The sequence below is a fragment of the Kocuria rosea genome, assembly GCF_006094695.1.
GTDB classification, from domain to species: domain Bacteria; phylum Actinomycetota; class Actinomycetes; order Actinomycetales; family Micrococcaceae; genus Kocuria; species Kocuria rosea.
This window is the reverse complement of the sequence record NZ_CP035103.1, coordinates 3,922,328-3,946,651: the sequence shown is the minus strand read 5'-3', so window position 1 is coordinate 3,946,651 and position 24,324 is coordinate 3,922,328. Positions and strand designations below refer to the sequence as shown.

Annotated in this window: 22 protein-coding genes; 13 read left to right on the top strand and 9 right to left on the bottom strand. The window is 72.7% G+C overall.

All coding sequences use genetic code 11. The annotated features are described in order from the left end of the window. Positions 1-669: 669 nt before the first annotated feature. The 8 genes from rpmH to EQG70_RS17985 all read left to right on the top strand — a co-directional run bounded on the left by rpmH (position 670) and on the right by EQG70_RS17985 (position 7,264). On the top strand, positions 670-807 hold the full coding sequence (rpmH, locus tag EQG70_RS18020) for a 50S ribosomal protein L34 (protein ID WP_019181680.1): 138 nt from the start codon (positions 670-672) through the stop codon (positions 805-807). A 102-nt stretch (positions 808-909) separates the two neighbouring features. Continuing rightward, entirely contained in the window at positions 910-1,323 is a 414-nt protein-coding gene (rnpA, locus tag EQG70_RS18015; protein ID WP_095650041.1) for a ribonuclease P protein component, read from the top strand. After that, positions 1,320-1,760: a membrane protein insertion efficiency factor YidD gene (yidD, locus tag EQG70_RS18010; RefSeq protein WP_035924359.1), complete on the top strand. Its 441-nt coding sequence runs from the start codon at positions 1,320-1,322 to the stop codon at positions 1,758-1,760. The genes rnpA and yidD overlap by 4 nt, the downstream gene beginning before the upstream one ends. After that, positions 1,757-2,743, top strand: coding sequence for a membrane protein insertase YidC (yidC, locus tag EQG70_RS18005; protein ID WP_035924361.1), 987 nt, complete (start codon positions 1,757-1,759; stop codon positions 2,741-2,743). Before yidD ends, yidC begins: the two co-directional genes overlap by 4 nt. Before the next feature lie 85 nt (positions 2,744-2,828). Continuing rightward, positions 2,829-3,464, top strand: coding sequence for a Jag family protein (locus EQG70_RS18000; protein ID WP_109268897.1), 636 nt, complete (start codon positions 2,829-2,831; stop codon positions 3,462-3,464). Beyond that, positions 3,464-4,135, top strand: a complete 672-nt coding sequence (rsmG, locus tag EQG70_RS17995) for a 16S rRNA (guanine(527)-N(7))-methyltransferase RsmG (protein ID WP_109268898.1) — start codon at positions 3,464-3,466, stop codon at positions 4,133-4,135. Before EQG70_RS18000 ends, rsmG begins: the two co-directional genes overlap by 1 nt. Before the next feature lie 323 nt (positions 4,136-4,458). Further along, positions 4,459-5,355: a ParA family protein gene (locus EQG70_RS17990; protein ID WP_109268899.1), complete on the top strand. Its 897-nt coding sequence runs from the start codon at positions 4,459-4,461 to the stop codon at positions 5,353-5,355. Positions 5,356-5,989: 634 nt separating this feature from the next. Beyond that, the gene (locus EQG70_RS17985) at positions 5,990-7,264 is read left to right on the top strand and encodes a ParB/RepB/Spo0J family partition protein (protein ID WP_419095477.1); all 1,275 of its coding nucleotides are present in this window, start codon (positions 5,990-5,992) and stop codon (positions 7,262-7,264) included. A gap of 84 nt (positions 7,265-7,348) precedes the next feature. Here the strand turns inward: EQG70_RS17985 and EQG70_RS17980 are convergent, their stop codons facing one another. The 6 genes from EQG70_RS17980 to EQG70_RS17955 form a co-directional block, all read right to left on the bottom strand. Beyond that, positions 7,349-8,557, bottom strand: a complete 1,209-nt coding sequence (locus tag EQG70_RS17980; RefSeq protein WP_109268901.1) for a peptidoglycan-binding protein — start codon at positions 8,555-8,557, stop codon at positions 7,349-7,351. 114 nt (positions 8,558-8,671) lie between these two features. Continuing rightward, positions 8,672-9,007 carry a thioredoxin gene (gene trxA / locus EQG70_RS17975; protein WP_017835063.1) on the bottom strand — a complete coding sequence of 112 codons (336 nt, stop codon included), beginning with the start codon at positions 9,005-9,007 and terminating at the stop codon, positions 8,672-8,674. Between the two features lie 135 nt (positions 9,008-9,142). Then, complete coding sequence (gene trxB, locus EQG70_RS17970) at positions 9,143-10,174, bottom strand: thioredoxin-disulfide reductase (protein WP_017835062.1); 1,032 nt, start codon at positions 10,172-10,174, stop codon at positions 9,143-9,145. A 133-nt stretch (positions 10,175-10,307) separates the two neighbouring features. Further along, positions 10,308-11,750, bottom strand: coding sequence for a hypothetical protein (locus tag EQG70_RS17965; protein ID WP_109268902.1), 1,443 nt, complete (start codon positions 11,748-11,750; stop codon positions 10,308-10,310). A 233-nt stretch (positions 11,751-11,983) separates the two neighbouring features. After that, positions 11,984-13,606: a murein biosynthesis integral membrane protein MurJ gene (gene murJ / locus EQG70_RS17960; protein ID WP_017835061.1), complete on the bottom strand. Its 1,623-nt coding sequence runs from the start codon at positions 13,604-13,606 to the stop codon at positions 11,984-11,986. 82 nt (positions 13,607-13,688) lie between these two features. Next, positions 13,689-14,189, bottom strand: coding sequence for an NUDIX domain-containing protein (locus tag EQG70_RS17955; protein WP_017835060.1), 501 nt, complete (start codon positions 14,187-14,189; stop codon positions 13,689-13,691). A gap of 124 nt (positions 14,190-14,313) precedes the next feature. On the opposite strand from EQG70_RS17955, the gene EQG70_RS17950 reads away from it, so the two are divergent. From EQG70_RS17950 to EQG70_RS17930, 5 genes are all read left to right on the top strand, one after another. Further along, positions 14,314-15,726, top strand: coding sequence for a CCA tRNA nucleotidyltransferase (locus tag EQG70_RS17950; protein WP_043739739.1), 1,413 nt, complete (start codon positions 14,314-14,316; stop codon positions 15,724-15,726). A gap of 145 nt (positions 15,727-15,871) precedes the next feature. Then, positions 15,872-17,107, top strand: coding sequence for a glycosyltransferase 87 family protein (locus EQG70_RS17945; RefSeq protein ID WP_109268903.1), 1,236 nt, complete (start codon positions 15,872-15,874; stop codon positions 17,105-17,107). A gap of 140 nt (positions 17,108-17,247) precedes the next feature. Further along, positions 17,248-18,213 carry an ABC transporter ATP-binding protein gene (locus tag EQG70_RS17940; RefSeq protein WP_017835057.1) on the top strand — a complete coding sequence of 322 codons (966 nt, stop codon included), beginning with the start codon at positions 17,248-17,250 and terminating at the stop codon, positions 18,211-18,213. After that, positions 18,210-19,226: an ABC transporter permease subunit gene (locus tag EQG70_RS17935; protein ID WP_109268904.1), complete on the top strand. Its 1,017-nt coding sequence runs from the start codon at positions 18,210-18,212 to the stop codon at positions 19,224-19,226. The genes EQG70_RS17940 and EQG70_RS17935 overlap by 4 nt, the downstream gene beginning before the upstream one ends. A 115-nt stretch (positions 19,227-19,341) precedes the next feature. Then, positions 19,342-20,463 carry a hypothetical protein gene (locus EQG70_RS17930; RefSeq protein ID WP_017835055.1) on the top strand — a complete coding sequence of 374 codons (1,122 nt, stop codon included), beginning with the start codon at positions 19,342-19,344 and terminating at the stop codon, positions 20,461-20,463. Between the two features lie 105 nt (positions 20,464-20,568). Here EQG70_RS17930 and EQG70_RS17925 read toward each other — a convergent pair whose 3' ends face one another. Genes EQG70_RS17925 through EQG70_RS17915 form a run of 3 tightly spaced genes read right to left on the bottom strand, consistent with a single transcriptional unit; the run spans position 20,569 to position 24,285 of the window. Then, positions 20,569-21,630 (bottom strand): ABC transporter ATP-binding protein, encoded by a 1,062-nt coding sequence (locus tag EQG70_RS17925; RefSeq protein ID WP_017835054.1) that lies wholly within the window; start codon positions 21,628-21,630, stop codon positions 20,569-20,571. After that, positions 21,623-23,161 carry an ABC transporter permease gene (locus tag EQG70_RS17920; protein WP_017835053.1) on the bottom strand — a complete coding sequence of 513 codons (1,539 nt, stop codon included), beginning with the start codon at positions 23,159-23,161 and terminating at the stop codon, positions 21,623-21,625. The genes EQG70_RS17925 and EQG70_RS17920 overlap by 8 nt, the downstream gene beginning before the upstream one ends. Before the next feature lie 50 nt (positions 23,162-23,211). Beyond that, complete coding sequence (locus EQG70_RS17915) at positions 23,212-24,285, bottom strand: iron ABC transporter substrate-binding protein (RefSeq protein WP_017835052.1); 1,074 nt, start codon at positions 24,283-24,285, stop codon at positions 23,212-23,214. Positions 24,286-24,324 lie beyond the last annotated feature (39 nt).

Genomic DNA, 24,324 nt, shown 5'->3' with positions numbered 1-24,324 from the left:
GTACTGCACGCATTCGGCCCACTGCGCGCTGAGCGCCTGATTGTCCTGCGTGCTCACGCGTACTCCTGCTGTCGTCGAGATGTCATCGAGATGTCGTCGGGATGACGAGGCGGTGGACGGGTCGTCCCGGCCCCTCGCCGGGGATCTTGTCCACAGCGTTGTTCACAACGGTGGAAAAGCTGTCGGGGGCCAGCCGCGAGTGCCAGCCTAGAACATGCGCCGAACGTGTTCATAGCCGTTTTCCGGGGGCTCCGGGAACTACAGACGTGTAGTTCGACCCCCGATCCGCGTGGTTCCGCGGCTCCGGCCGGGCAGGTTTTCCACAGGATGTGATGAAGATCCGTGCACAGCTGTGGGTAGGATGTGAACTGCACAGCGGCACCGGGTCTCCCGGTGCCCGGTCCAGCACTCGACCACCGTTCGATCCGGTTCCGCCCCGGCCGCCCCGCTCCTGCGCCGGCGGCACCGGGGCCCTCGGCCACCCGTCGCTGATTTGACCGTCCCCTGCCCGTTGTCTAGGGTGAAGTAGTCTTTTGTGTCCACTGTCATGCCCATCCGCATGCTCGGACGCATCCACCAGCACCGCTGTGACCGTCCCTCTCCTCCGCGCCGAACCCGGTGCGGTGAGCCCGAGGACGGGCGCACACCCTGACGCCTTTGGAGTAACCAGTGAGCAAGCGGACTTTTCAGCCGAATAACCGCCGTCGCGCCAAGAAGCACGGCTTCCGTGCCCGGATGCGCACCCGCGCCGGCCGCGCCATCCTCGCCGCCCGCCGCAGCAAGGGCCGCACCGAGCTCTCCGCCTGAGCCGGTCCGTGTCGGCGCCGGCGCTTCCGACGACCGCCCCGCGACGGGCGCTCGTCGTCGTGCCGGAGCCGCCCGAGCCGCCGACCGTGCAGGAGCGGGACCGTGCTGCCTGAACAGCACCGGATCCGGACCTCGGCCCAGTTCTCGGCCACCACGCGTTCCGGCGCCCGCAACGGGCGCCGGAACGTCGTCGTCTATGTGCGTCCCACCGGCGAAGAGCACCCGGCCCGGTTCGGCTTCGTCGTCTCGAAGGCCGTGGGCAACGCCGTGCGCCGCAACAAGGTGAAGCGACGCCTCCGGGAGCTCGCCCAGACCACGGTCAGGCAGGCCCCGTACGGTTACGACGTCGTGGTGCGCGCGCTGCCGCCCGCCTCCCGCGCGGACTGGACGGAGCTGGCCGCCGACTACGCGAAGGCGTGGCGGACGGCGTCCGCGCGGGCCGGGGCTCCCGGGACCGCCGGGACGACGACCACCGCAGCAGACCGACGACCCGCACGGGAGGAGCCGGAGTCATGAGCGAGCACGCTCACGCGCCCGAGGACCTCCTCGCGGCGGCTCCCCACGAGTTCGTCCGCCCGGCGTCCGCGTGGCAGGTCCTGTGGTTCCTGCCCCAGAACGCACTCATCGCGGGTCTCAAGCTCTACCGGACCATCGTCTCCCCCCTGTACGGGGACGTCTGCCGGTACTTCCCCTCCTGCTCGGCCTACGCCCTCGAGTCCGTCACGGTGCACGGCGCCGTGCGCGGCCTGGGCCTCAGCGTCCGCAGGCTCCTCCGCTGCCACCCCTGGGCGGCGGGTGGGATCGACAGGGTCCCGGACGGGGGCCGGGTCTTCCCCGACTTCGCGTCCCTTCCCCGGATCGTCCTGCTGAACCATCCCACCCTTGCTGAGCGCCACCAGCACCACCCCGCCGGGGCCACCGGTCCCGCGGCCCAAGGAGAGCCTTCCCCATGAACCTGTTCGAAATGATCCTCTTCCCCTTCAGGTGGGTCGTCTCCGCCGTGCTGTGGGTGTTCCACGAGATGCTGACGGCCCTCGGGATGGACCCCGCCGCGGGCATCACCTGGGTGCTGTGCATCGTGGGCCTGACCCTGGTCATGCGCACGCTGACCATCCCGCTGTTCCTCAAGCAGATCAAGTCCATGCGCGGCATGCAGGAGCTGCAGCCGGAGATGGCCAAGCTCCAGGCCAAGTACAAGGGCAAGAAGGACCAGCTGTCCCGGCAGGCCATGGCCCAGGAGCAGATGGAGCTGTACAAGAGCCACGGCTCCAACCCGTTCTCCGCCTGCCTGCCCATCCTGGTGCAGATGCCCATCTTCTTCGGGCTGTTCCAGGTCCTCAACGGCGTGCCCGGGTCCGCGGCCGCCGGCGAGGGCGTGCACGTCCTGAACGCGGCCACCGTGCAGTCCTTCAACGAGGCCACGTTCTTCGGCGCCCCGCTGTTCTCCACGCTGCTCAACCCCGGCGACGGCAACCACGTGGCCACGATCCTCCTGGCGATCGTGATGATCGTCGCGATGTCCGCCTCGCAGTTCTTCACCCAGAAGCAGCTGACGGCCAAGAACATGAGCGAGGCCGCGAAGGCCTCCCCCATGTACCGCCAGCAGCAGATGATGCTGTACCTGTTCCCCCTGGTCTTCGCGATCGGCGGCATCAACTTCCCCATCGGCGTCCTCATCTACTGGACCGTCTCCAACGTCTGGTCCATGGGCCAGCAGTGGTGGGTCATCCGCAACAACCCGACCCCGGGCTCGCAGGCCGAGCAGGAGCTCAACGAGCGCCGCGCCGCCAAGGGGCTCCCCCCGGTCGGCAAGACCGTGGAGGAGCACGAGGCCGACATCGAGGAGCAGCGTGCCCGCGCCGCCGCCGGGCAGCGTCAGCAGCCGGTCGGCAAGAAGCGCCAGAGGCAGCAGGCGAAGCGGAAACAGGCGCGATGACCGCGGCCGGCCGACCCGGCTCGACCCCCTCCCCGCACGGGGCCGGCGCGCCCGGCCCCGTGCTTCCACGGCCCCAGGAGACGACATGACCGACATCCGGCAGACCACCCAGGACGTCGACGACGTGCAGCCCCCCGAGCCGCGCGCCGACGCCGACCGCGGCGCCGGGGCGGGAGCCCCCGCCGCGGAGACTCCGGCCGCGAAGACCCCGGCCGCGGAGACCGCCGCCGCAGAGACCGACGCCGTCGATCCGCTCGAGGAGGAGGGCGAGATCGCGGCCGACTACCTCGAGGAGCTGCTGGACACGGCGGACCTCGACGGCGACATCGACATCGAGGTCCGCGACGGTCGCACCTACCTGTCGGTCGTCGCCGACGGGGACGACGTCGAAGGCCTGTCGGCGCTGGTCGGCGAGGACGGCGAGGTCCTGGAGGCCCTCCAGGAGCTCCTGCGCCTCTCCGTGCTGGCCGCCACCGACCGGCGCTCCCGCCTGGTGCTCGACATCGGCGGCTACCGGCTCCGCCGGGCCGGTCAGCTCCAGGACCTGGCCCTGGCGGCCGTGCGAGAGGCACAGGAGACCGGGGAGCGCGTGCACCTCGACCCCCTGTCCGCCTACGAGCGCAAGATCGTGCACGACGTGGTCGCCGAGCAGGGTCTCGTCAGCGAGTCCGAGGGCGAAGGGGCGGCACGGCACATCGTCGTGTCCGTTCCGCAGGGCTGATGGCCGAGGAGCCGCGCCCCTCCCCCGCTCCGCAGGACCCGCCGGTCCCGGACGAGCAGGAGCGGCGCGCCGCCGAGCGGCTGTTCGGCGAGCGGCTGCCGCTGGCGGAGCGCTACGTGGCGCACCTGGCGTCGTCCGGCATCGTCCGGGGGCTCATCGGCCCGCGGGAGGTGCCCCGGCTGTGGAGCCGGCACGTGCTCAACTGCGCCGTGGTCGAGGAGCTCATCGCGACCGGCGCCCGCGTGGCCGACGTCGGATCGGGCGCAGGTCTGCCCGGGCTGTGCCTCGCCCTGGCCCGGGCAGACCTGCGGATCACGCTCATCGAGCCGCTGGAGCGGCGCGTGCAGTGGCTGGACGAGGTCGTGGCCGACCTCGGGCTCACGAACGTGTGTGTGCTGCGGGCCCGGGCGGAGCAGGCCCGGGACGAGGTCGGAGAGGTGGACGTGGTCACCGCCCGCGCGGTCTCGGCCCTGGTGGGCCTCGTGGACATCACCCTGCCGCTGCTGCGCGGCACCGGAGAGCTGCTCGCCCTCAAGGGCCGTTCCGCGGCGGACGAGGTGCGCAAGGCGCAGAAGAAGCTGGACCGGCTCGGCGCCCGGTCCACCGAGATCGTCCCGGCCGGGGCTGACCTGCTCGAGGAGCCCACCACGGTGGTGCGGGTCCGGCTCTGAGCACCGCCGCCTGCTCCGCGCGGTGTCGGCGGTAGGCTGGGAGGAGTGTGCCACGGTCGGTGCGCCGAGCTCGGCCACGGGTCGACGGCGACCTGACCTGCGGCGCGGTCCCAGGCACCCCTCCCCCTCGGGAGGCGTGCTCCGACGGAACGAGTTCGAGACGAACCGGGAAGGTGCGCAGTCAGATGCCGATCGACGACGGCGCGGGAAGTCCGCGAGGCTTCGACGCCGAGTTCCCCCCCGATCCGCTTGATCAATTGATCAAGGTTGTTCCTGATCGGGGTACTCGTGTTTCACGTGAAACGGACGGACAGCTGCCCAAGATGACCACAACGATGGCGGAGGACACGCCGCTGGGGAGGAAGCTCGTGGAGGAGACCAGGCGACGCGCCAGGCTGAAGAAGGTCCAGCTGGAGAAGCCCGCCGCAACGCGGATCTTCACGATCAGCAACCAGAAGGGCGGCGTGGGCAAGACGAGCACGTCGGTGAACATCGCGGTGGCCCTCGCCCGACAGGGGCAGAACGTCCTCGTCATCGACAACGATCCCCAGGGCAACGCGTCGACGGCCCTCGGCGTGGAACACCACTCGGAGGTCGACAGCACCTACGACGTGCTCATCGACGAGATGCCCATCGCCGACGCGGTGAAGCCGTCCGCCGAGGCGGACAACCTGTGGGTCGTCCCGGCCACCATCGATCTGGCCGGCGCGGAGATCGAGCTCGTGTCCATGGTGGCGCGGGAGCACCGGCTCCGCCGGGCGCTCGAGGCGTACGCGAAGCAGCGCGAGGCCGACGGTCTGGAGCGGCTCGACTACGTCTTCATCGACTGCCCGCCGAGTCTCGGGCTGCTGACCCTCAACGCGTTCGTCGCGGCCACCGAGGTCCTGATCCCCATCCAGTGCGAGTACTACGCGCTCGAGGGGCTCAGTCAGCTGCTCAAGAACATCGAGATGATCCAGAAGCACTTGAACCCCGAGCTGTCGGTGTCGACGATCCTGCTCACCATGTACGACGGTCGCACCAACCTCGCGTCGCAGGTGGCCGAAGAGGTGCGCAACCACTTCCCCGCCGAGGTCCTGGAGACCATGATCCCCCGCTCGGTGCGCATCTCGGAGGCGCCGAGCTACCAGCAGAGCGTCATCAGCTACGACCCCAGTTCCACGGGGGCGCTGTCCTACCTGGAGGCGGCGGCCGAGATCGCCCAGCGCGCCCAGCGCTGACAGAGCGGCCCCGGGCCATTTCCCGGCCACTCCCCCGCCCGACGCCCGTCTCCACTTGGAGGCGGGCGTCCTGCTGTTCCCGTCCCGCGCCGGGCGCAAGGGACCCACCGTTCCACGTGAAACGGCACGTCGGAACGCGTGGCTCGGCTAGAATTGTCCGGATTGCCGGGCGAGGGAGAGGAACATCGTGAGCGAACGACGACGTGGACTGGGCCGAGGTCTGGGGGCGCTCATTCCGAGTGCACCCGCTGCCGAGGCCCCGGTGAAGGAGGAACAGGGCGCCGACGTCGGCCCGGCTCCGGTGCCGTCGACGAGCGCGGAGGACACGTCCCGGAAGGACGCGGCCCGCACGGATGTTTCACGTGAAACGACGTCCGCCGAAGCCGCACCCGCACGTGCTGAGAATTCGATCGACCAGCCGGACGCAGCAACTGGTACTTCGACGCAGCGGCCCTCAGCCGGCGGAGAGCCAGCCACCAGGACCCGGACCACGTCGAAGGCCGCCGCGCGTCCCGCTGGCGGGACCGCAGACGCAGATGACGTCCCCGAGCAGCCCGGGTCCGCCGAGCCGGCGAAGCGGTCGGCTGCCGGGGGGCGGAGCAGGACTGTCAGCCCTGCGGCGCGGCAGAAGGCCATGAAAGCGCGGATGGACATGGGCGAGGCCCTGCGCAACACCACACTTGTCAGCCGGCCCTCCGACATGTTCTTCCTGCCTTCGGCCGGTACCCCTGACGCCGCGCCGGCGGCTGACTCCGGGGAGACGTCGTCGACGACGACGGAACCCGGTCCGGGGAACCGGGCCGGCGTTTCACGTGAAACATCGCGTCCGAAGGAGGCTCGCCCGTCCGAGGAGGACGTCGAGGCCCCGTCCGGGGGGCGCAGCCGAACCGCGGCGGAGCCGGAGCAGCAGCGACTCGATGTCTCCCCGGCCGGCCCCGCCGCCGCGGGCGATGCGCCGGAGGCGACAGATGATTCCAGCGCAGGAGAGGCGACCGAGGCGACCGCCGTGACGGACCGTCCCGCTTCCGGTACGTCCGCGGGTGATGTTTCACGTGAAACGGACGCGGCGGTCGAGGAGCTGGCGGCGGTGCCCGGCGCCACGTTCGCCGAGATCCCGGTCGCGGCCATCCACCCCAACCGCAAGCAGCCCCGTCAGGTGTTCGACGAGGAGGAGCTCGCAGAGCTCGCGTACTCGATCGGCGAGCTCGGTGTGCTGCAGCCCATCGTGGTGCGACCCACCCGCGAGGACGGGGAGCAGTCGTACGAACTGGTCATGGGCGAGCGGAGGTGGCGCGCCACCCAGCGCGCCGGGCTGCCGACCATCCCGGCGATCGTCCGCGAGACGGCGGACGACGACCTGCTCCGGGACGCCCTGCTCGAGAACCTGCACCGCAGCCAGCTGAACCCGCTCGAGGAGGCCGCGGCCTACCAGCAGCTGCTGGAGGAGTTCGGCGCCACGCAGGAGGAGCTGTCCCGGCGCATCGGCCGATCCCGCCCCCAGATCAGCAACACGATCCGTCTGCTCCGCCTGCCGCCGCTCGTCCAGCGCCGTGTGGCCGCCGGCGTGCTGTCCTCGGGGCACGCCCGCGCCCTGCTGTCCCTGGCCGACCCCGCTCAGATGGAACGACTCGCGCAGCGGATCGTGGCGGAGGGGCTCTCGGTCCGGGCCACGGAGGAGGCCGTGCAGCTGACGGAGACGGGGGAGCGCAAGCCGCAGCGGGTGGCCGCCCCGGCCGGGCGTAACAAGGAGCGGCTCGACTACATCGCGGAGGCGTTCTCCGACCGCCTGGACACGAGCGTGCGGATCGCCCTGGGCGCCCGCAAGGGCAAGATGACCATCGAGTTCGCCTCGGTGGAGGACCTGAACCGCATCATCGAGGTGCTGGACCCCGGGATGGACCGCAGCTAGACCACCGAACGCACGGAAGAGCCCCGGTGTTTCACGTGAAACACCGGGGCTCTTCCGTGCGCCGGGTCTGCCCGGCGGGGCGGTTCAGCGTCCGTTGTACTTGGCAACGTCGTCGACGCTCATGGTGCCCGTGGGCACGTCGTCCTCCGCGAGCAGGAACATGCGCTGCAGACCGAAGACGACGGCCTCGGCCAGGTGGTTCCGGTGCTCGGGATCGGCGAGGGCGGCCCGGTCGGCAGGGCTGGACAGGTAGCCGAGGTCGAGCCAGATGGTCGGCGCGTCCTGGGAGCGCAACAGGTCCCACTGCCGGGCGTGGGTGCCGAGGTCGAGCGCCCCGGTCCGGGCGACCATCTCCTTGAGCACGAGCACCGCGGCCCGTTCGCCGATGGGGGAGTAGATCTCGGAGCGGTCCTGCTCGCCCCAGTAGTAGGAGGCGACACCGCCGGCGGCGGGGGAGGCGTTCCAGTCGCAGTGCAGGGTGACCACCACGGAGTCCGTCCGGCTCCCGGCGACGGCCTCCCGGGTGGAGTCTGCGGTCCGCACGGGCACGCCGCGGCGGTCGTGGAGCTTCCGCCCGGGCGAGACCACCGAGGGGTCGGCGCCGATCTCGTGCAGCAGCTCGGAGGCGCGGACGGCGACGTCCCGGGTCACCTCGTCGGCGCGGTCGCGGAAGTCCGGCGCCGCCGAGGCCGGCGGCTGCTGACCCGCTGCCCCGGACGGGACCAGCACCACGGAGCGGCCGCGCAGGGCCGAGGTGGCCCGTTCCAGGCGGTGGTACTCGCGCAGCGAGAAGGCCTTGGAGGACGTGATGTTCTTGTTGATCCGGGCGAGCGCGGCGATGGTCTCGCGGTCCACCACTCCGGTGGCCCCGAGACCCAGACTCTGCTGGAGCTCCATGACCGCGTGGTGCGTGCTGCTGCCGAACACCCCGTTCAAGTGTCCGTAGTAGAAACCCAACCGCGAGAGGTTGTGCTGCAGCATGCTGACGTCGTCGCCCCGGAGCGGATGGCCGTCGTCGGCGTAGAGCGGGCGGTCACCGAGGGCGTACTGCGCCTCGTTGAGGCACCGGTCCGTCTCCGGGCCCACCAGGCCGTCCACGATGAGCCCGCGCTCCTGCTGGAAGGCGCGCACGGCGGCGTCGACGTGGTCGTCGAAGTAGGAGGGGTTGTTGACGTCCTGCGGGGCGAGGTAAGCCACGGTGACGCCGGCCCGGAGCAGCCGCTCCCGCAGGCTGACCACCCGCCGGCTCGTCATGGTCCGGCGCAGCATCGGTTCGGTGTCGTCGTTGTTCACGGGTGTCCCACGGGTCGGAGGGGTCGGCGTGGTGCCAGGACAGCGGCTCGTCCGCCCCTCCCCGGCGGGGGAGGGGCGGACGAGCCCAGGGTGTCGCGGATGTCGGGGGTCCGCTCAGTTCCCGGGGACGAGGTAGTCTGCGAACTCCTTCTCGAGGGCGCTCTTCGGCTTCGCGCCGATGGCCTTCTTGACCACCTCGCCGCCGGAGAAGAGGTAGATGGCCGGGATGGACGTGATGCCGTACTGGGACGCCACGGCGGGGTTCTCGTCCACGTTCAGCTTCACGACCTCGACGGCGTCGGCGTGCTCGGCGGCGATCGCGTCGAGGACCGGGCCGACCATGCGGCAGGGGCCGCACCACTCGGCCCAGAAGTCCACGATGACGGGCTTGTCCGATTCGAGGACCTCGGTGCGGAAGTCGGCGTCGGTGACGTTCTTGGCGGCGCTCATGTTTCTCCTTGTCCGGGTGCCGGGCGCGCGGTCGGCGTGCCCGGACCGCTCTGGGTGACGTGGTGCGGAAGGCGGATCTGGTTCGATTATGGCCCATGCCGGTCCGGGCGCCGGCGGCGCCCGGACCGGGACGGCTCAGCTGTGCAGGACCGAGCGGTCGTGCAGGGCGGCGAGGTAGTGCTCGGTGTCGACGGCGGCGACGCATCCGGAGCCCGCCGCCGTGATGGCCTGGCGGTAGGTGGCGTCCACGACGTCGCCCGCCGCGAAGACCCCGGCGAGGCTCGTGGTGGAGCTGCGGCCGTCCACGGCGATGGTGCCGTCCACGGTGAGCTCGAGCTGGTCCTTGACCAGGGCGGTGCGGGGATCGGAGCCGATGGCGACGAACAGCCCCGTCACGGGCAGCTCCGAGGTCTGGTGGGACTCCGTGTCACGGACGGTGACGGAGCGGACCTTGTCCTCGCCGTTGATGCCCACGACCTCGGCGTTCCACAGGACCTCGATCTTGGGGTCGTCGAAGGCGCGCTGCTGCATGATCTCGGAGGCGCGGAAGCTGTCCCGCCGGTGGATGATCGTGACCTTGGAGGCGAAGCGGGAGAGGAACGTGGCCTCCTCGAGGGCGGAGTCGCCGCCGCCCACCACCGCGATGTGCTGCTCCTTGAAGAAGAAGCCGTCGCAGGTGGCGCACCAGCTCACCCCGTGGCCGGAGAGCCGCTTCTCGTCCGGCAGGCCGAGCTCCCGGTACGCGGAGCCGGTCGCGAGGATCACGGCGTGGGCGCGGTGCACGGAGCCGTCCTCGAGGGTCACGGTCTTCACCTCGCCCTCGAGCTCGAGGGCGACGACGTCCTCGTAGCGGATGTCGGCGCCGAAGCGCTCCGCCTGCTGCTGCATGTTGGACATCAGCTCCGGGCCCTGGATCCCGTCGATGAACCCGGGGTAGTTCTCCACCTCGGTCGTGTTCATCAGCTCACCGCCCGCGGTCACGGACCCGGCGAAGACGATGGGGTGGAGGTTGGCGCGCGCCGCGTAGACGGCCGCGGTGTACCCGGCGGGGCCGGATCCCACGATGATCACCTCGTGGACGGTCTCGTCGTCCGCGCCGGCCTTCGGCTCGCCGGTCGAGGGGACGAGGTTGAGGGCGTTGATCACGGGACCGAAGTCGGGGCTCACTGTTCTGCAGACCTTCCGTACAGGGAGCGGCCGGGCACGCCGACCGCAGGGACCACTGGCACAACGGGGCGCGCGCGGCGGATATTCCGGTGCCGGACCCGCCCCGGCGGGTCCGGCGGGGGGAGCGGGGCCCTCAGTCGAGCTGGATCTCGCCGATCCGCAGGCCGTGGTTGAACCCGGCGATGGGGTTCGTCAGCTGCGGCAGCTGCGTCCAGTTCACGATCACGTACTGCTGGTCCTCGTCCTGGGCGGCCGCGGCGAGCGGAACCGTGATCTCCGGGCCCGTGAAGGAGCCGGAGGCCACCTGGTCGGCGCCGTCCAGGCTCGGGGTGTCGTTGACGTACACGTCGAACATCCCGCCTGAGCCGGCCGACTGGCTGAGCCTGAGCGTCTCCACGGGCGCGGGCTCCTCGAGCTGCACGGCGAGGCCGACGCTCGGCGTCCGGGTGCCGAAGTTCGGGTCGGAGAACCCGTAGCTGATCCAGTAGGTGGACGGGTTGCCGTCGACGATCTGGCCCAGCTGCGCGTCCTGGTCGGCCATGAAGCCCGGGTCGGTCGGCACCACCCGGGTGACGGCGCGGGGCTCCGGCTCGGCGGCCGGGGCCTCCGGCTCGGGGCTGGGCTGCACCTGCTCCGCCCCGGCCTGCTCCTCGGCCGGCGCGCTCACGGCGGGCTCAGGGCTGTCCGAGCCGGCGAAGAGTCCGCCCAGCCGGTCGAAGCTGAACACCACGGCACCGATCAGCAGGGCCAGGAGCAGGAGCAGGAGCAGCAGCAGGCCCCGGCCGCCCTTCTGCGGCCGGTCCGCGGTCGCCTCCCGGCGCGGCGGCGCGGCCGCGGCCGCCTCCTCCGGCCCGTGGGGCGTGTCCGGGTGCCCGTCGTCGTAGTCGTCGTAGCTGTCGTAGCGGTTGTCGCCGTCGTAGCCCGGGTCGATGTCCGTCCCGGCCGTGCGGACGGCCGAGGCCGCCGTGCCGCTCGCCGCCGCGCGGTCGAAGAGGGTCGAGCGGGTCGAGGTGGCGCTGACCCGCACCGGCCGGCCGAGACGGGTGCGCACCGAGGGGGCGGGCGCGGCGTCGTCGTACGAGTCGTCGTCCCGCCACCGGGTGACCTTGGGCTGGGGGGCCGCGCCGCCGAGGTCGTCGGAGGCCTCGGTCGCGACCACGGGGGTCGGGCTGGTGGGGTCCGGCTCGTCGTACACGTAGGACCCGGGGCCGCTGCCGCGCGGGGCGCCGAAGATGTCGTCGCTGAGGGACTCGTCCTCGACGTCGTCCGGCTCCACGAGCAGGGAGTCCAGCATGTCCGCGGCCGGGGTGTGCGAGGTCACGAGGTAGGTGTGCGCCTCCGCCTGGCCCAGGTCCAGGATCTGGAAGGGGGCGCCGATGCTGCCGTTGGCCATGGAGCGGGCGTTCTCCACGAGCAGGGACGTGTGCCGCTCCGCGGGCAGCAGGATCGACACGCGGCGGCCGAGGATCTGGTCCTGTCCCTCGAGCACGCGGTCGCCCTCGGCGGTGGCCAGCACGTCGGTGACGACCTTGTAGCGGCCGCCGAGGACGGAACCGAGCTTCATCGGTGCGGGCACGTTGGCTCCCTGGGGGTCGGGAATCCGCGGCGGGGGCCGGAATTCGCGGGCGGGGGTGGCCGGCGGGGCAGAAGGGGTGTTCCTGACCCACGTCACCGACCACTCAGCACTTTACCGGTCCCGGCCTCCCGCGGCCGAGAGCCTCGTCACACGGCCGGTCCGGGCGCTCGCTCCGGGCGCCCGGTCGGTCCGCCCGGTCCGCCCGGTCCGCCCGGTCGGGGCGGTCGGGGCGGTCAGCGGCCGAGGCGCGCGAGGAGCGGGCGCACGAGGCTGTCGAGCTCCCGGACGCGGCAGAGCTTGAGGGCGCCCAGGTAGGCGATCCCCATGACGGTCCCGCCCGCGGCGACGGTCGCGATCGCCGTCAGCTGGTTGGTCCAGGGGAAGCCGGCGGGGTCGTATCCGCCGAGCAGGAACAGGGCCACGGCGCCCACCGCGCCGGCGAGCAGGGACGCCACGAGGATCCGGGCGTGGGAGTCCACGATCCGGGCCACGTCGTAGTCCCCGATCCGGCGGACCAGGACCACGTGGTAGATCAGCGCGCTCAGGACGTTCTGGGCCGCGTAGCACGCGGCGACCGCGAAGACGATGAGGTCCGGCGGGACGAACGACCAGATCAGCAGCGCCGAGACCACGGTGAAGAGGGCGACGCCGACCTGCACGAGGAACGGGGTGCGGGCGTCCTCCTGCGCGTAGAACGCCCGGCCGAGCATGAAGGACACCGACATGAAGGGCGCGCCGATCGCGATCACCGTGATCACCTGGCCGACCACGGCCCCCGCGGAGGGGACGCCGCCGCTGAAGAGCATGCCGAGGGGGCCGGCGAAGACCACCAGGGCGACGGTGGCGAAGACCGTCGCCACCCCGGTGATGCGCAGGCTCGAGGACAGGGACGCGACCATCCCGGCCCGGTCCCCGTCCGTCGAGGCGGCGGCCATCCGGTTGAACAGCACCGTGGCGATGGACAGCCCGATCACCCCGTGCGGGAGGGAGTACAGCATCGAGGCCTGGTTGAGGGCCGCCACGCCCGCGATCTGCTGCGGCGGGTCCATCGCGAGGTACTCCGGGCGGTAGCCGGTGGGGATCGCCGCGACCTTGGTCAGGGTCAGGAACGCCAGGTTGGCGAGGACCCCGGTGGCGAGGGTCCAGCCCGCGAGCCGCGCCGCGGTGGAGAGGCCGATGCCGCGCCAGCCGAACTTCGGGCGCAGCCCCAGCCCGAGCCGGCGCAGCGGCCAGAACAGCACGAGGGCCTGGGCCGCGACGCCCACCGTGGCCATGGCCGCCAGCCAGAAGGTCTTGGCCGGGGACCAGTTCTCGAGGGTGTGCACCGTCTCGGCGTACGCTCCGAACTGCTGGACGAACACGAGCAGCGCGGCGATGGCCACCACGTTGTTGACCACCGGCGCCCACATGTACCAGCCGAAGGCGCCGCGGGCGTTCAGGACCTGCCCCACCACGGTGTAGAGGCCGTAGAAGAAGATCTGCGGGAACGTGAACAGCGCGAACGTCAGCCCGAGCGAGAGCTGCTCCTCGGTCCAGTCGGTGCCCATGGTCCGGATGATGGGTCCCGCCAGCAGCACCACGACCGCCGTCACCCCCAGCAGGGCGAGCACGGCGAGGGTGAGCAGGCGGGCGATGTAGTCGGCCCCGCCGTCGTCCGCGGTCCTGGAGGCCTTGATGATCTGCGGCACCAGGACGGCGTTGAAGATGCCGCCCGCCACGAGGACGTAGATCAGGTTCGGCAGCGTGTTCGCGAGCTCGAAGACGTCGGAGACGGTCGTGATGGAGCCGATCGCCACCGTGATGAGGACCGTCTTGACGAACCCCAGCGCGCGGGAGACGAGCGTGCCCGAGGCCATGATGGCGCTGGAGGCCGCGCCCGAGCGGCGGGCCGGGGCCGCCGGGGTGCCCTTCCCGGCCGGCCCGGAGGGCTCCGCGGTCTCAGAGCTGGTGGATGATGTATTCACGGGCGATGTCGGCGATGCGCCGTTCGTTGGGGAAGGACAGCTTCCGGCCGAGGTCGTCGATGTTCACCCAGGCGACGTCCACGGCCTCGTGGTCGGGGTCGTTGTCCGTGGTGAGGTGACCGCCCGTGGCGCGCAGCAGGAAGTGGTGCACCGTCTTGTGCACGCGGTGCCCGGAGACCGTGAACCAGTAGTCGATGCTGCCCAGCGGGCTCAGCACCTCACCGGCGATGCCGGTCTCCTCCTCGATCTCGCGGATCGCGGCTTCCTCGTTGGACTCCTCGCCCTCGGGGTGGCCCTTGGGCAGGCACCACTCGAGGCGCCCGCCGCGGTTGATCCGGGCGATGATGGCCACCGGGTGGGAGGGCGCGCCGAGGTCGACGACGATCCCGCCGGCGGAGACTTCCTCGACCGTGGGCAGCGCAGCGGCCGGCGCGGTCGGCCGCTTCTTCGGTGCGCTGGGTACGGGGAAAGCCATGTCTCCTACCTTGCCACAATCGCCCGGGCTCCCGCCGGAGCGGGGGAGGGGCTCCGGCGGTCGGTTCCGGCGGGGCCGCGGCGGCCGGGTCCGCGCCCCGGGGTCTGGAACAATGGGCGGCACCATGACGCAGCTCCCCGACGCCCACGCGATCCACCCCGCCGCCCTCGACCTGGGGCGGCGGTTCTCCGCCGCCGGCCACGAGCTCTCCCTCGTGGGCGGGCCCGTGCGGGACCTCTTCCTCGGCCGGCCCTCCCTGGACCTGGACTTCACCACCGACGCGACTCCCGAGGAGACGCTCGCCGTGGTCACGGGGTGGGCGGACGCGGTGTGGGAGATCGGCCGCGCCTTCGGGACCATCGGGATGCGCCGCGGCGACGTCCAGCTGGAGGTGACCACCTACCGGGCCGAGGCCTACGACGCGGACTCCCGCAAGCCGCAGGTGGCCTTCGGCGACTCCCTCGAGGACGACCTGTTCCGCCGCGACTTCACCATCAACGCCATGGCGCTGCGGCTGCCCGGCCTGGAGCTCGTGGACCCGCACGGCGGGATCAAGGACCTGCACGCCCGGGCGCTGCGCACCCCGGGCGCCCCGGAGGACTCCTTCTCGGACGATCCCCTGCGCATGATGCGCGCCGCCCGCTTCGCGTCCCAGCTCGACGTCGAGGTGGCGCCCGAGGTGCGCGCGGCCATGACCGGCATGGCGGAGCGCATCGCGATCGTCTCGGCCGAGCGCGTGCGCGAGGAGCTCGTCAAGCTGGTCTGCGGGCGCCGGCCCCGCCGCGGCATCGACCTCCTGGTGAGCACGGGGCTCGCCGAGGTCGTGCTGCCCGAGGTGCCCGCGCTCCAGCTCGAGACGGACGAGCACCACCGGCACAAGGACGTCTACCAGCACTCCCTGACCGTCATGGAGCAGGCCGCGGCCCTGGAGTCCGGTCCGGACGGCCCCGTGCCCGGGCCCGACTTCGCGCTGCGCTTCGCCGCGCTCATGCACGACGTCGGCAAGCCCGCGACCCGGCGCTTCGAGGAGTCCGGTGCCGTGAGCTTCCGCCACCACGAGGTGGTGGGCGCGAAGCTCACGGCCAAGCGGATGCGGGCCCTGCGCTTCGACAACGACACGATCAGGACGGTGGGCCGGCTGGTCGAGCTGCACATGCGCTTCTACGGCTACGGGGACGCCGAGTGGACCGACTCCGCCGTGCGCCGCTACGTCCGGGACGCCGGGGAGTGCCTGGAGCGGCTGCACCGGCTCACGCGGGCGGACGTGACCTCCCGGAACCGGCGGAAGGTGGCACGGCTCGCCGCCGCCTACGACGACCTCGAGGCGCGGATCGAGGAGCTCTCCGCGCGCGAGGAGCTCGACGCCGTGCGGCCGGAGCTGGACGGCGAGCGGATCATGGCGGTGCTCGGCATCCCGCCGGGGCCGGCGGTGGGCCGGGCCTACAAGTTCCTGCTGGACCTGCGCCTGGACGAGGGGGAGCTGGGGCCGGAGGAGGCCGAGCGGCGGCTGCGGGCCTGGGCCGCGGACACCCTGTGAGCCCCCGGTCCGGCGCCGGCGCCGCCGGGAACGCCCTCTGTTGCCCCCGGAGTGCATATATCGGTGAAGGCATATCTTCCGACCTCACCGCGGTCCTTCGGGCCGGGATCGGGGCGGGCGTGCTGCGCGGACGGCGGGAGGGGCCGTGAGCCCCCTGGGCGGGTCCCGGGGCGGCCACCGGGCGCTGCTCGTCGGCCTGAGCCTCTACGCGGTCATGACGGCCTGGCTGCTGCGGCTGCCCTGCCGGGTGCCCGGCTGGGGCGCCGCGGAGAGCCTGCCCGCGCTGTGCGCCACCGAGATCGCGCCCGGCGAGGCGTCCGGGGCGGGCGGGTTCTTCACGGGCGGGCCCGCGGGGGACCAGCCCGCCCTGGTCGGGATGATCACCACGGTGGTCGGCTGGTTCGCGGCCCGCCTCTCCGCGCTGTTCGGGACGGACGTGGACCGGGGCGTGTTCGCCGACCTCTCCGTGCTGCTGCTGGCCCTGGTGTGGATCGGCACGGTGGCCGCGGTCTCCGCGCTCTCCGGCAGGCGCGGCGCGGACGCGTTCGTGCTGGCGCTCGCACCGGTGGCGGTCCTGGTGGGCTTCGGCACGTGGGACCTGTGGGCCGTGCTGCTGATGATGCTGGCGCTGCTCTTCCACGTCCGGGGAAGCCCCGTGCCGGCGGGGATCCTGCTGGGTCTCGCGGCGTCCGTGGCGCTGTTCCCCCTGGTGGTCCTCCTGGCCGTGCTGCTCCTGGCCGTGCGGTACCGGCAGTTCCGGGACTTCGCGGTGGTACTGGCCGGGACGCTGCTCACCTGGGCGCTGGTCAACGGGCCGTTCCTGCTCTCCGCCCCGGACCGGTGGGTCCGGCAGCTCCGCCTGCCCTGGGACGGGCCCGTGGAGAGCTCCTCCTCCTGGGGCGTCTGGGCCCGGGTGGAGCAGGCGCGCACGGGTGCGGCCCCGGACCCGGCGGGGGCGGGGCAGTGGGTGCTCCTGGCCCTCGTGCTGGGTCTCGTGGCGGTGCTCGTGCTGACCCTGCTCACCCGGCAGGAGCCCAGCGTCGTCCAGATCGCGTTCCTCCTGCTGGCCGTGCTCGTGCTCTCCGGCCCCGCCTACTCCCTCGTCCACGTGCTCTGGCTGGCGCCCCTCGTGGTGCTCAGCCGGCGCAACTGGCTCGAGTTCGCCGCCTGGCAGCTCGTCGAGGTCCTGTGGTGGACCACCCTGGTCCTGCCCGAGCCGACCTGGCCGGTGCTGCCCGGGCTCGGTCTGATCGGCTGGGACGCGCAGGACCTGCTCGCGGCAGTGCGCGTGCTGCTCCTCGTCCTCCTGGTGGTCGCGGTCGCGGTCGACGTCCTGCGGGGCGGTCAGGCGCGGCGGATCGGGCTCTCCGAGGCCGGTTGAGCGTCCCGGCTCCGCCGGGAGGGGGAGACCGGCGGCCGCCACGCCCGCACGGGTTCATCCTGACGGCGGTGCCGTCCCGTGCCGGCTCTCCCGTAGGTTGGTGGCGGAGAAGAACAGACGAGTGCTCGGGAGGAGCGCCGGTGATCGAGATCGAGAACCTGACGAAGACCTACGGCGGCAAGACGGCGGTGGACGACGTCAGCTTCACCGTCCGCCCCGGCAAGGTGACCGGGTTCCTGGGGCCCAACGGGGCCGGCAAGTCGACCACGATGCGCCTCGTCGTCGGGCTGGAGTCCGCGACCCGGGGCCACACCCGCGTCAACGGCAGGCCGTACGCCCAGCACCGGGCGCCGCTCGCGGAGGTCGGGGTGCTGCTGGACGCGAAGGCGGTCCACCCCCGGCGCACCGCGCGCGCGCACCTCTCGGCGCTCGCCGCGACCCACGGCATCGCGAAGTCCCGCGTCCAGGAGGTCGTGGACCTCACCGGGCTCGGGGCCGCGGCCGACAAGCGGGTGGGAGGCTTCTCCCTCGGCATGGGCCAGCGCCTCGGGATCGCCGCGGCGCTGATCGGCGACCCGCACACCGTGATCCTCGACGAGCCCGTCAACGGACTGGACCCCGAGGGCGTGGTGTGGGTGCGCCACCTCGCCAAGTTCCTCGCCTCGGAGGGCCGCACGGTCTTCCTGTCCTCCCACCTCATGTCCGAGATGGCGCAGACCGCCGACCACCTCGTGGTGATCGGCCGGGGCCGGATCCTCGCGGACGCGCCGATCCAGCAGATCCTCGCCGGGGGCCGCACGCGCACCCGGCTGCGCGCCACCGACCGGGAGGCGATGCGCCGCGCCCTGCAGGGCACGGACGCCGGCATCACGGAGTTCGACGACGACGGACTCCTGGTCACGGGGCCGGAGCCGCGGCGCATCGCCGAGGCCGCCCTCTCCCACGGGGTGCTGGTCCACGAGCTCACCCCCCTCACGGAGACCCTCGAGGACGTGTACATGGCCATGACCCAGAACGAGGTCGAGTACCGCTCCGGCGGCGCTCCCGCACCGACCGACCCGGCGCCCTGGGCGGGCGCCGACGCACGAACCGGAGACCGAGCATGAGCACCAGCACCTCGACCGCCCCCCACCCGCAGACCGGTACCCCGGAGCGCACCGGGCCGTCCGACCCCGCGTCCCGGGTGCGGCTGGGCTTCGGCCGGGTCCTGCACTCCGAGTGGATCAAGTTCCGCTCCCTGCGCTCGCACTGGATCCTGCTCGGCGTCGCCCTGCTCCTCTCCCTCGGCTTCGCAGCGCTGGGCGCCTGGAGCACCACGTCGCTGCAGAGCTTCAACGAGCAGGCCGCGCAGGAGCAGGTCGACGAGTCGCTGGACGGACGGTCCCCGGAGGAGCTCGGGCTCACCGAGGAGGAGGTCCAGCAGCAGCAGGACACGTTCGCCGCCGAGTCGGACCAGCAGATCGCCGCGCAGTCCGACATTGCCCTGCCGGACGGGATGGGCTTCAGCGAGTACCTGGCCATGACCAGCGCCAACAGCGGCCTGCAGCTCGTCATGCTGCTCCTGGGAGCGCTGGCCGTGCTGTTCATCGGCTCCGAGTACGCCACCGGCGCCATCCGCACCACCATGACGGCGGTGCCGCGGCGCACCCCGGTGATGCTCGCCAAGACCGTGGTGCTCTCCGTGGTCGCGTTCCTCTTCGGGGTGCTCAGCGGGCTCCTGTGCCACCTCGTCGTCCAGCCGGTCCTGGCGGGCGGGGACCTCGGCTACGACGTGTGGCAGGAGCCCGTCTTGCTCAACGTCCTGGCGGTGGGCGTCTTCTACATGGTCACCGCGTGGCTGGGCTTCGGGCTCGGGGCCCTGCTGAAGTCCACGACGTGGGGGATCGTGGTGCTCGTGGTGCTGGTGATGGTCCTGGAGATCGTGCTGTTCGCGCTGTCCTTCGAGTGGCTCGAGGACGTCAAGCCGTACTCCCCGGGGGCGGCCGGCACCCAGCTGACCACGATGTACCAGTCCGCCGACCCGGTGCTCACCCACGTGGAGTCCGGCCTCGTCTACGGCGCCTGGGGCCTGGTGCTCGTCGCGGCCGGGATCCTGGCCACCCGGAGGCGCGCGCTCTAGCGGTTCTTCCGTCCCGGCGGCGACGCCGGCCCTACGATGTGAGCTGGTGGGCCGGGACGCGGCCCGCACCGTCCGGGCCGAGTGCCGGACGGACCCCTGGGGAACGGGAGCTGCGGTGTCGGTGTCACGGGAGCGGGAGGCCGGCGAGGCCCTCTCCGCGGTCGACGCCCGGGGCCTGCGGCGGACCCTGCTGCACTGGCTGACGGTCGTGGTGGTCCTCGTGACCGTGTTCAGCTCCGTGGTCAACTGGGTCTTCGTGGACCGGGAGCCGCAGGACCCGGTGGCCACGTGGCTCGGCGGGCTCGAGAACGGGCGCTCGCGGCAGCTGCTGTCCCGCACCGAGGCCGTCGTGGCGGACCCCACCCTGAACATCTTCTCGAACCGCGTGTACCGCAACGCCGCGGGGCGGATCGGCGGCTACGAGATCCTGGGCGTGGACCGCCGCGGGAGCCGCGCCGAGATCCGGGCGCGCGTGTGGTGGGACGGACCCGACGGCGCCCGGGACCGGGAGGAGGTCCACGTCTACGGGGTGCACCAGGTGCGGCGCAGCGGTCCCTTCAACGACCAGTGGCAGCTCGACTCCCCGGACGCGGCCCCCTTCTCGATCCACCTGCCCGCCCCCCTCGACGAGCTCTCCGTCAACGGGGAGACCGTCCGCCCGGACCCGGACGACCGGGTGCCCGACCCCGAGGGCCCCGGCGGCACCTGGCGCTTCGAGGCCCTGCCCGGGAACTACGCGATCGGGCTGCCCGGGAACTCCTACTACACGGCGGACCCGCCCCTGGAGCCGCACACCGTGGCGTTCCGGGATCCGGCACCGGCCTCGGTGGCGCTGCGGATCGAGCCCTCCCCGAGGATGTGGCAGGAGGTCGACGACCGGATCGAGGAGTGGCTGGAGAGCTGCACCGCCTCGGACGAGCTGTCCCCCGAGGACTGCCCCTCGTCCCGGCGCTGGGCGGCCCCGCAGGAGCCGCTCGAGCCGTCCGCGGCGGCGACCGGGGCGCCGGACCCGGAGATCACCGGCGTCCGGTGGCGGCTGGTCTCCCGGCCCGCCCTGGTCCTGGTCCCGGACCCGGCGGACCCGCTGCGCTGGACGGCGGACGCGCACCGGCCCGCGGAGGCGCGGCTGAGCTACGAGGAGGACGGGGAGACCGTCACGGAGCGGATCGAGTTCCCGGTCCGCGCCGCCGTGCGCTCCACGGGCCAGAGCGCCGACATCGAGGTGGGCCTGGACTAGACCGGTGCTCCCGTGGCTGTGGTGGCCCTGGCGGCTCGGCGCCCCGGGGTACTGCCCCTCGGGGGTGTCCCGGCGTCTCTGAGCGTCTGCGTCCGGGGGACCGGCTCAGCTCGCCGGGACGGCCGTGACCTCGCCGTCGACCAGGGCGAACACCCGGTCACCGGGACGGTAGTCCACGAGCGGGCCGTCGACCATCCGGGACATGGCCTCGGTCCCGTCCGAGAGCCGGAAGGCCACGAGCGTGTCGTGGCCGTGGTAGTCCACGCGGGTCACCACGGCCGGCTCGCCGCGCCCGGCCTGCGGGGTCCGCTTGTGCGCCAGGAGCACCTGCTCGGGCCGGACCACCGCGGCCATCGGCCCGGTCCAGGGGCGGTCGTCCTGGCGCAGGACCAGCGGCCCGAGGGGGGAGTCGCGCCGGGTGCCGGCCGTGGCGCCGTCCAGCGGGACGAGGACGGCCTCGCCCACGAAGCCCGCCACCCACGCGTCCGCCGGCTGCCGGTAGATCTCCGCCGGGGTGCCGACCTGGCGGATCCGGCCGCCGTTCATCACGGCCACCCGGTCCGCCATGGACAGGGCCTCCCCCTGGTCGTGGGTCACGAGGATCGCCGTGGCGCCGTCCTCCCGCAGCGCCCGGCGGACGTCCCGGCGCAGCTCCGAGCGCAGGGAGGCGTCGAGGGCGCTGAAGGGCTCGTCGAGCAGCACGAGGGGCGGCCGAGGGGCCAGCGCCCGAGCCACGGCCACGCGCTGGCGCTGTCCGCCCGAGAGCTCGTGGGGCATCCGGGCACCGTACCCGCCGAGGCCCACCAGCTGGAGGCACTGCTCCACCCGGGCGGCCCGGTCCTTGCGGCCGCGGCGCAGCCCGTAGGCCACGTTGCCGGCCACGTCCAGGTGCGGGAACAGCGCCCCCTCCTGCGGGACCACCGCGACGTGCCGCCGGTGCGGGGGCACGTGGACGCCCGGCAGCGCCACGAGGCGGCCGCCCAGCGCGATCCGCCCCTCGTCGATCTGCTCGAAGCCCGCCACGCAGCGCAACAGCGTGGTCTTGCCGCAGCCCGAGGGGCCCAGCACGGCCACGAACTCGCCCGAGCGCATGCTCAGGTCCACGCCCTGCAGCGCCCGGACGGGGCCGAAGGACTTCCCGACCCGGTTGATCGCGACGTCAGTCATGGATGATCAGCTCCTCGTCCAGGATGCGGGCCGGTGTCCGGGTCCGGGTGGTCGTGACCACGCCGCTGCGGCGGACGAGGGCCCACGTGGGGATCGTCGCGAGCAGCACCAGGAGGAAGGCATAGGGGGCGGCCTCGGCGTAGCGCTGGTAGCTGGTGGCCTGCCACAGCTCGGTGGCCAGCGTGTCCAGCCCCGTGGGCCGCAGCATGAGCGTGGCGGGCAGCTCCTTCATGCAGGTGAGGAACACCAGGGCCGCGCCGGCGCCGATGCCGGGCAGGGTCAGCGGCAGGGTCACCGAGCGGAAGACCTGGGCGGGGGAGCGGCCCAGCGACGTGCCCACCTCCTCGAGCGCCGGCGGTGCCTGCGCCGCGGCGCCGGTCACCGCCGCCACGCCCAGCGGCAGGAACAGGGTGGCGTAGGCGAACGCCAGCAGCCACGTGGTCTGGTAGAGCGGCATCAGGACGGTCACGCCGAGGAAGACCAGGGACAGTCCCACCACCACCCCGGGGAGGCTGTGCGCGAGGTAGGCGGCCCGTTCGGTCAGGGCGCTGAGCCGGCCGGGGTGCCGGGCGGCGAGGATGCCGATGGGCAGGGCCAGGACCATGGTCAGCAGGGCGCCGGCCAGGGACACCGTGAGGGAGCCCGCCGCGGCCGTGAGGACCTGCCCCCAGGAGTCGGCGCGGGACGTGCCCGCGGTCATCCACCGCAGCATCGAGACGGCGGGCACCCCCAGCGCCAGCAGGGCCGTGGCGGTCAGCACCGCCGCGGCCGCCCACCGGCTGCGGCCCAGGTCCAGGGTGCTCGTGGCCCGGCCCGCGCCGGCGGACTCGTAGCGGGCGTCCCGCCGCCGGGTGCGGCCCTCGAGGGTCAGCACGAGCACCGTCAGCAGGACGAGGATCGTGGACAGGCTCAGGGCGGTGGCCCGGTCGAAGCCGGCGCTGAAGGCCGTGAAGATGGCCCGGGTGAAGGTGTCCACGCGCAGGATCGAGACGGCGCCGAAGTCCGAGAGGATGTAGAGGATCGCCAGCAGCCCGCCGCCGGCGATGGCCGGGCGGACCTGGGGGAGGGTCACGGTGGTGAGCGTGCGCCACGGCCCCCGGCCCAGGGAGCGGGCCACCTCCTCCTGGGCCACGTCCGCGCCCGCGAACGCGGCGGCCACGGGCAGGTAGACGTACGGGTAGGTGTAGAGCGTCAGCACCACCACCGCCGCGCCGAAGCCCTCGAAGCGGGCCGCGGAGGACCACAGGTCCGCGACCGACACCCAGGTGTAGGCGGCGACGTAGCTGGGCACGGCCAGGGGCAGGGCGGCCAGCACCGCGAAGCCACGGCGGAACGGCACGTTCGTCCGGGTCACCAGGTAGGCGCTGCCCACCCCCAGCACGAGGGAGCCCGCCGTGACGACGAGGGCCAGGGCCAGGCTCGTCGCCGCCAGCCGGGCCGTGCGCTCCGTGGTGACCAGCTCCCACCAGGCGCCCACGCCGCCCTGCCCGGTCCGCACCAGGATGTAGAACAGGGGCACGAGCGCGACCACCGCGGCCAGGACGGCCGCGGTGGTCAGGACGGAACGGGGGCGCCGTGCGCTCAGCTGAGACCAGCCTCCGAGATCATCGTCACGGTGGTCTGCAGGTCCTCGAGATCGTTGAGGTCGACCTCGGGCACCTCGAGGGTGTCGAGGGCCGGCAGGCCCTCGGGCGGGTCGACCGACTCGACCATCGGGTACTCGTGGGTCTCGTCCCGGAAGTACTCCTGGCCCTGCTGGCTCAGCAGGTGGTCGACGAAGGCCTGGCCGTCAGCGTCCTCCTGCTCGTTGACGAGGCCCACGCCGGAGACGTTGACCAGCGCGCCGGTGTCGCCGTCGGGGAAGAAGTGCAGGGAGGCGGCGAGGTCCTCGGCGGGCGTGCCCTCCTCCTGGGCCAGCTCGTAGAGGTAGTAGTGGTTGACGAGACCGGTGTCGATGACGCCCTCGTTGACGTCGGAGACGATCATCCCGTTCTTCTCGCGGATCTGCGGGTCGTTCGCGGCGAGGTCGTCGAGCCACTGGCGGGTCCGCTCGTCACCGTGCTCCACGCGCATGGCCGTGACGAACGCCTGGAAGGACGCGTTGGTCGGGGCGATGCCCACACGGCCCTCCCACTCGGGCTCCGTGAGGTCGAAGACGGAGGCGGGCAGCTCCGCCTCGGGGACCGCCTCCTCGTTGTAGACGAGCACGCGGGAGCGACCGGTGACGCCCACCCAGGTGCCGTCCTCCGCGCGGTAGGTCTCGGGGACCTGCTCCGTGGTCTCCGCGGGCAGCTCCGTGAGCAGACCCTCCCCGGAGACGGCGGCCAGGGCGCCGGCGTCCTGGGCGAGGAACACGTCCGCCGGGGAGTTCTCGCCCTCCTCGAGCAGCTGCGCCGCCATCTCGGCCGTGCCGCCGTAGCGGACCTCCACCTCGATGCCCGTCTCCTCGCTGAACCGGTCGATCAGCGGCTGCACGAGCGCCTCGTCGCGCCCGCTGTAGACCGTGAGGCTGTTGTCGCCGCCGCCGGTGCCCGCGGTCTCCTCGGCGCCGGTGGTGCCGCCGGTCTCCCCGGAGCCGCACGCGGCGAGTCCGAGCGCCAGGGCAGAAGTGGTCAGCAGGCCCGCGGTGCGGGCGAGGGGTCGGGCAGTGCGCAAGGTCGGCTCCTGGAGTGGCGCGGAAGTCGTGGGTCCCGG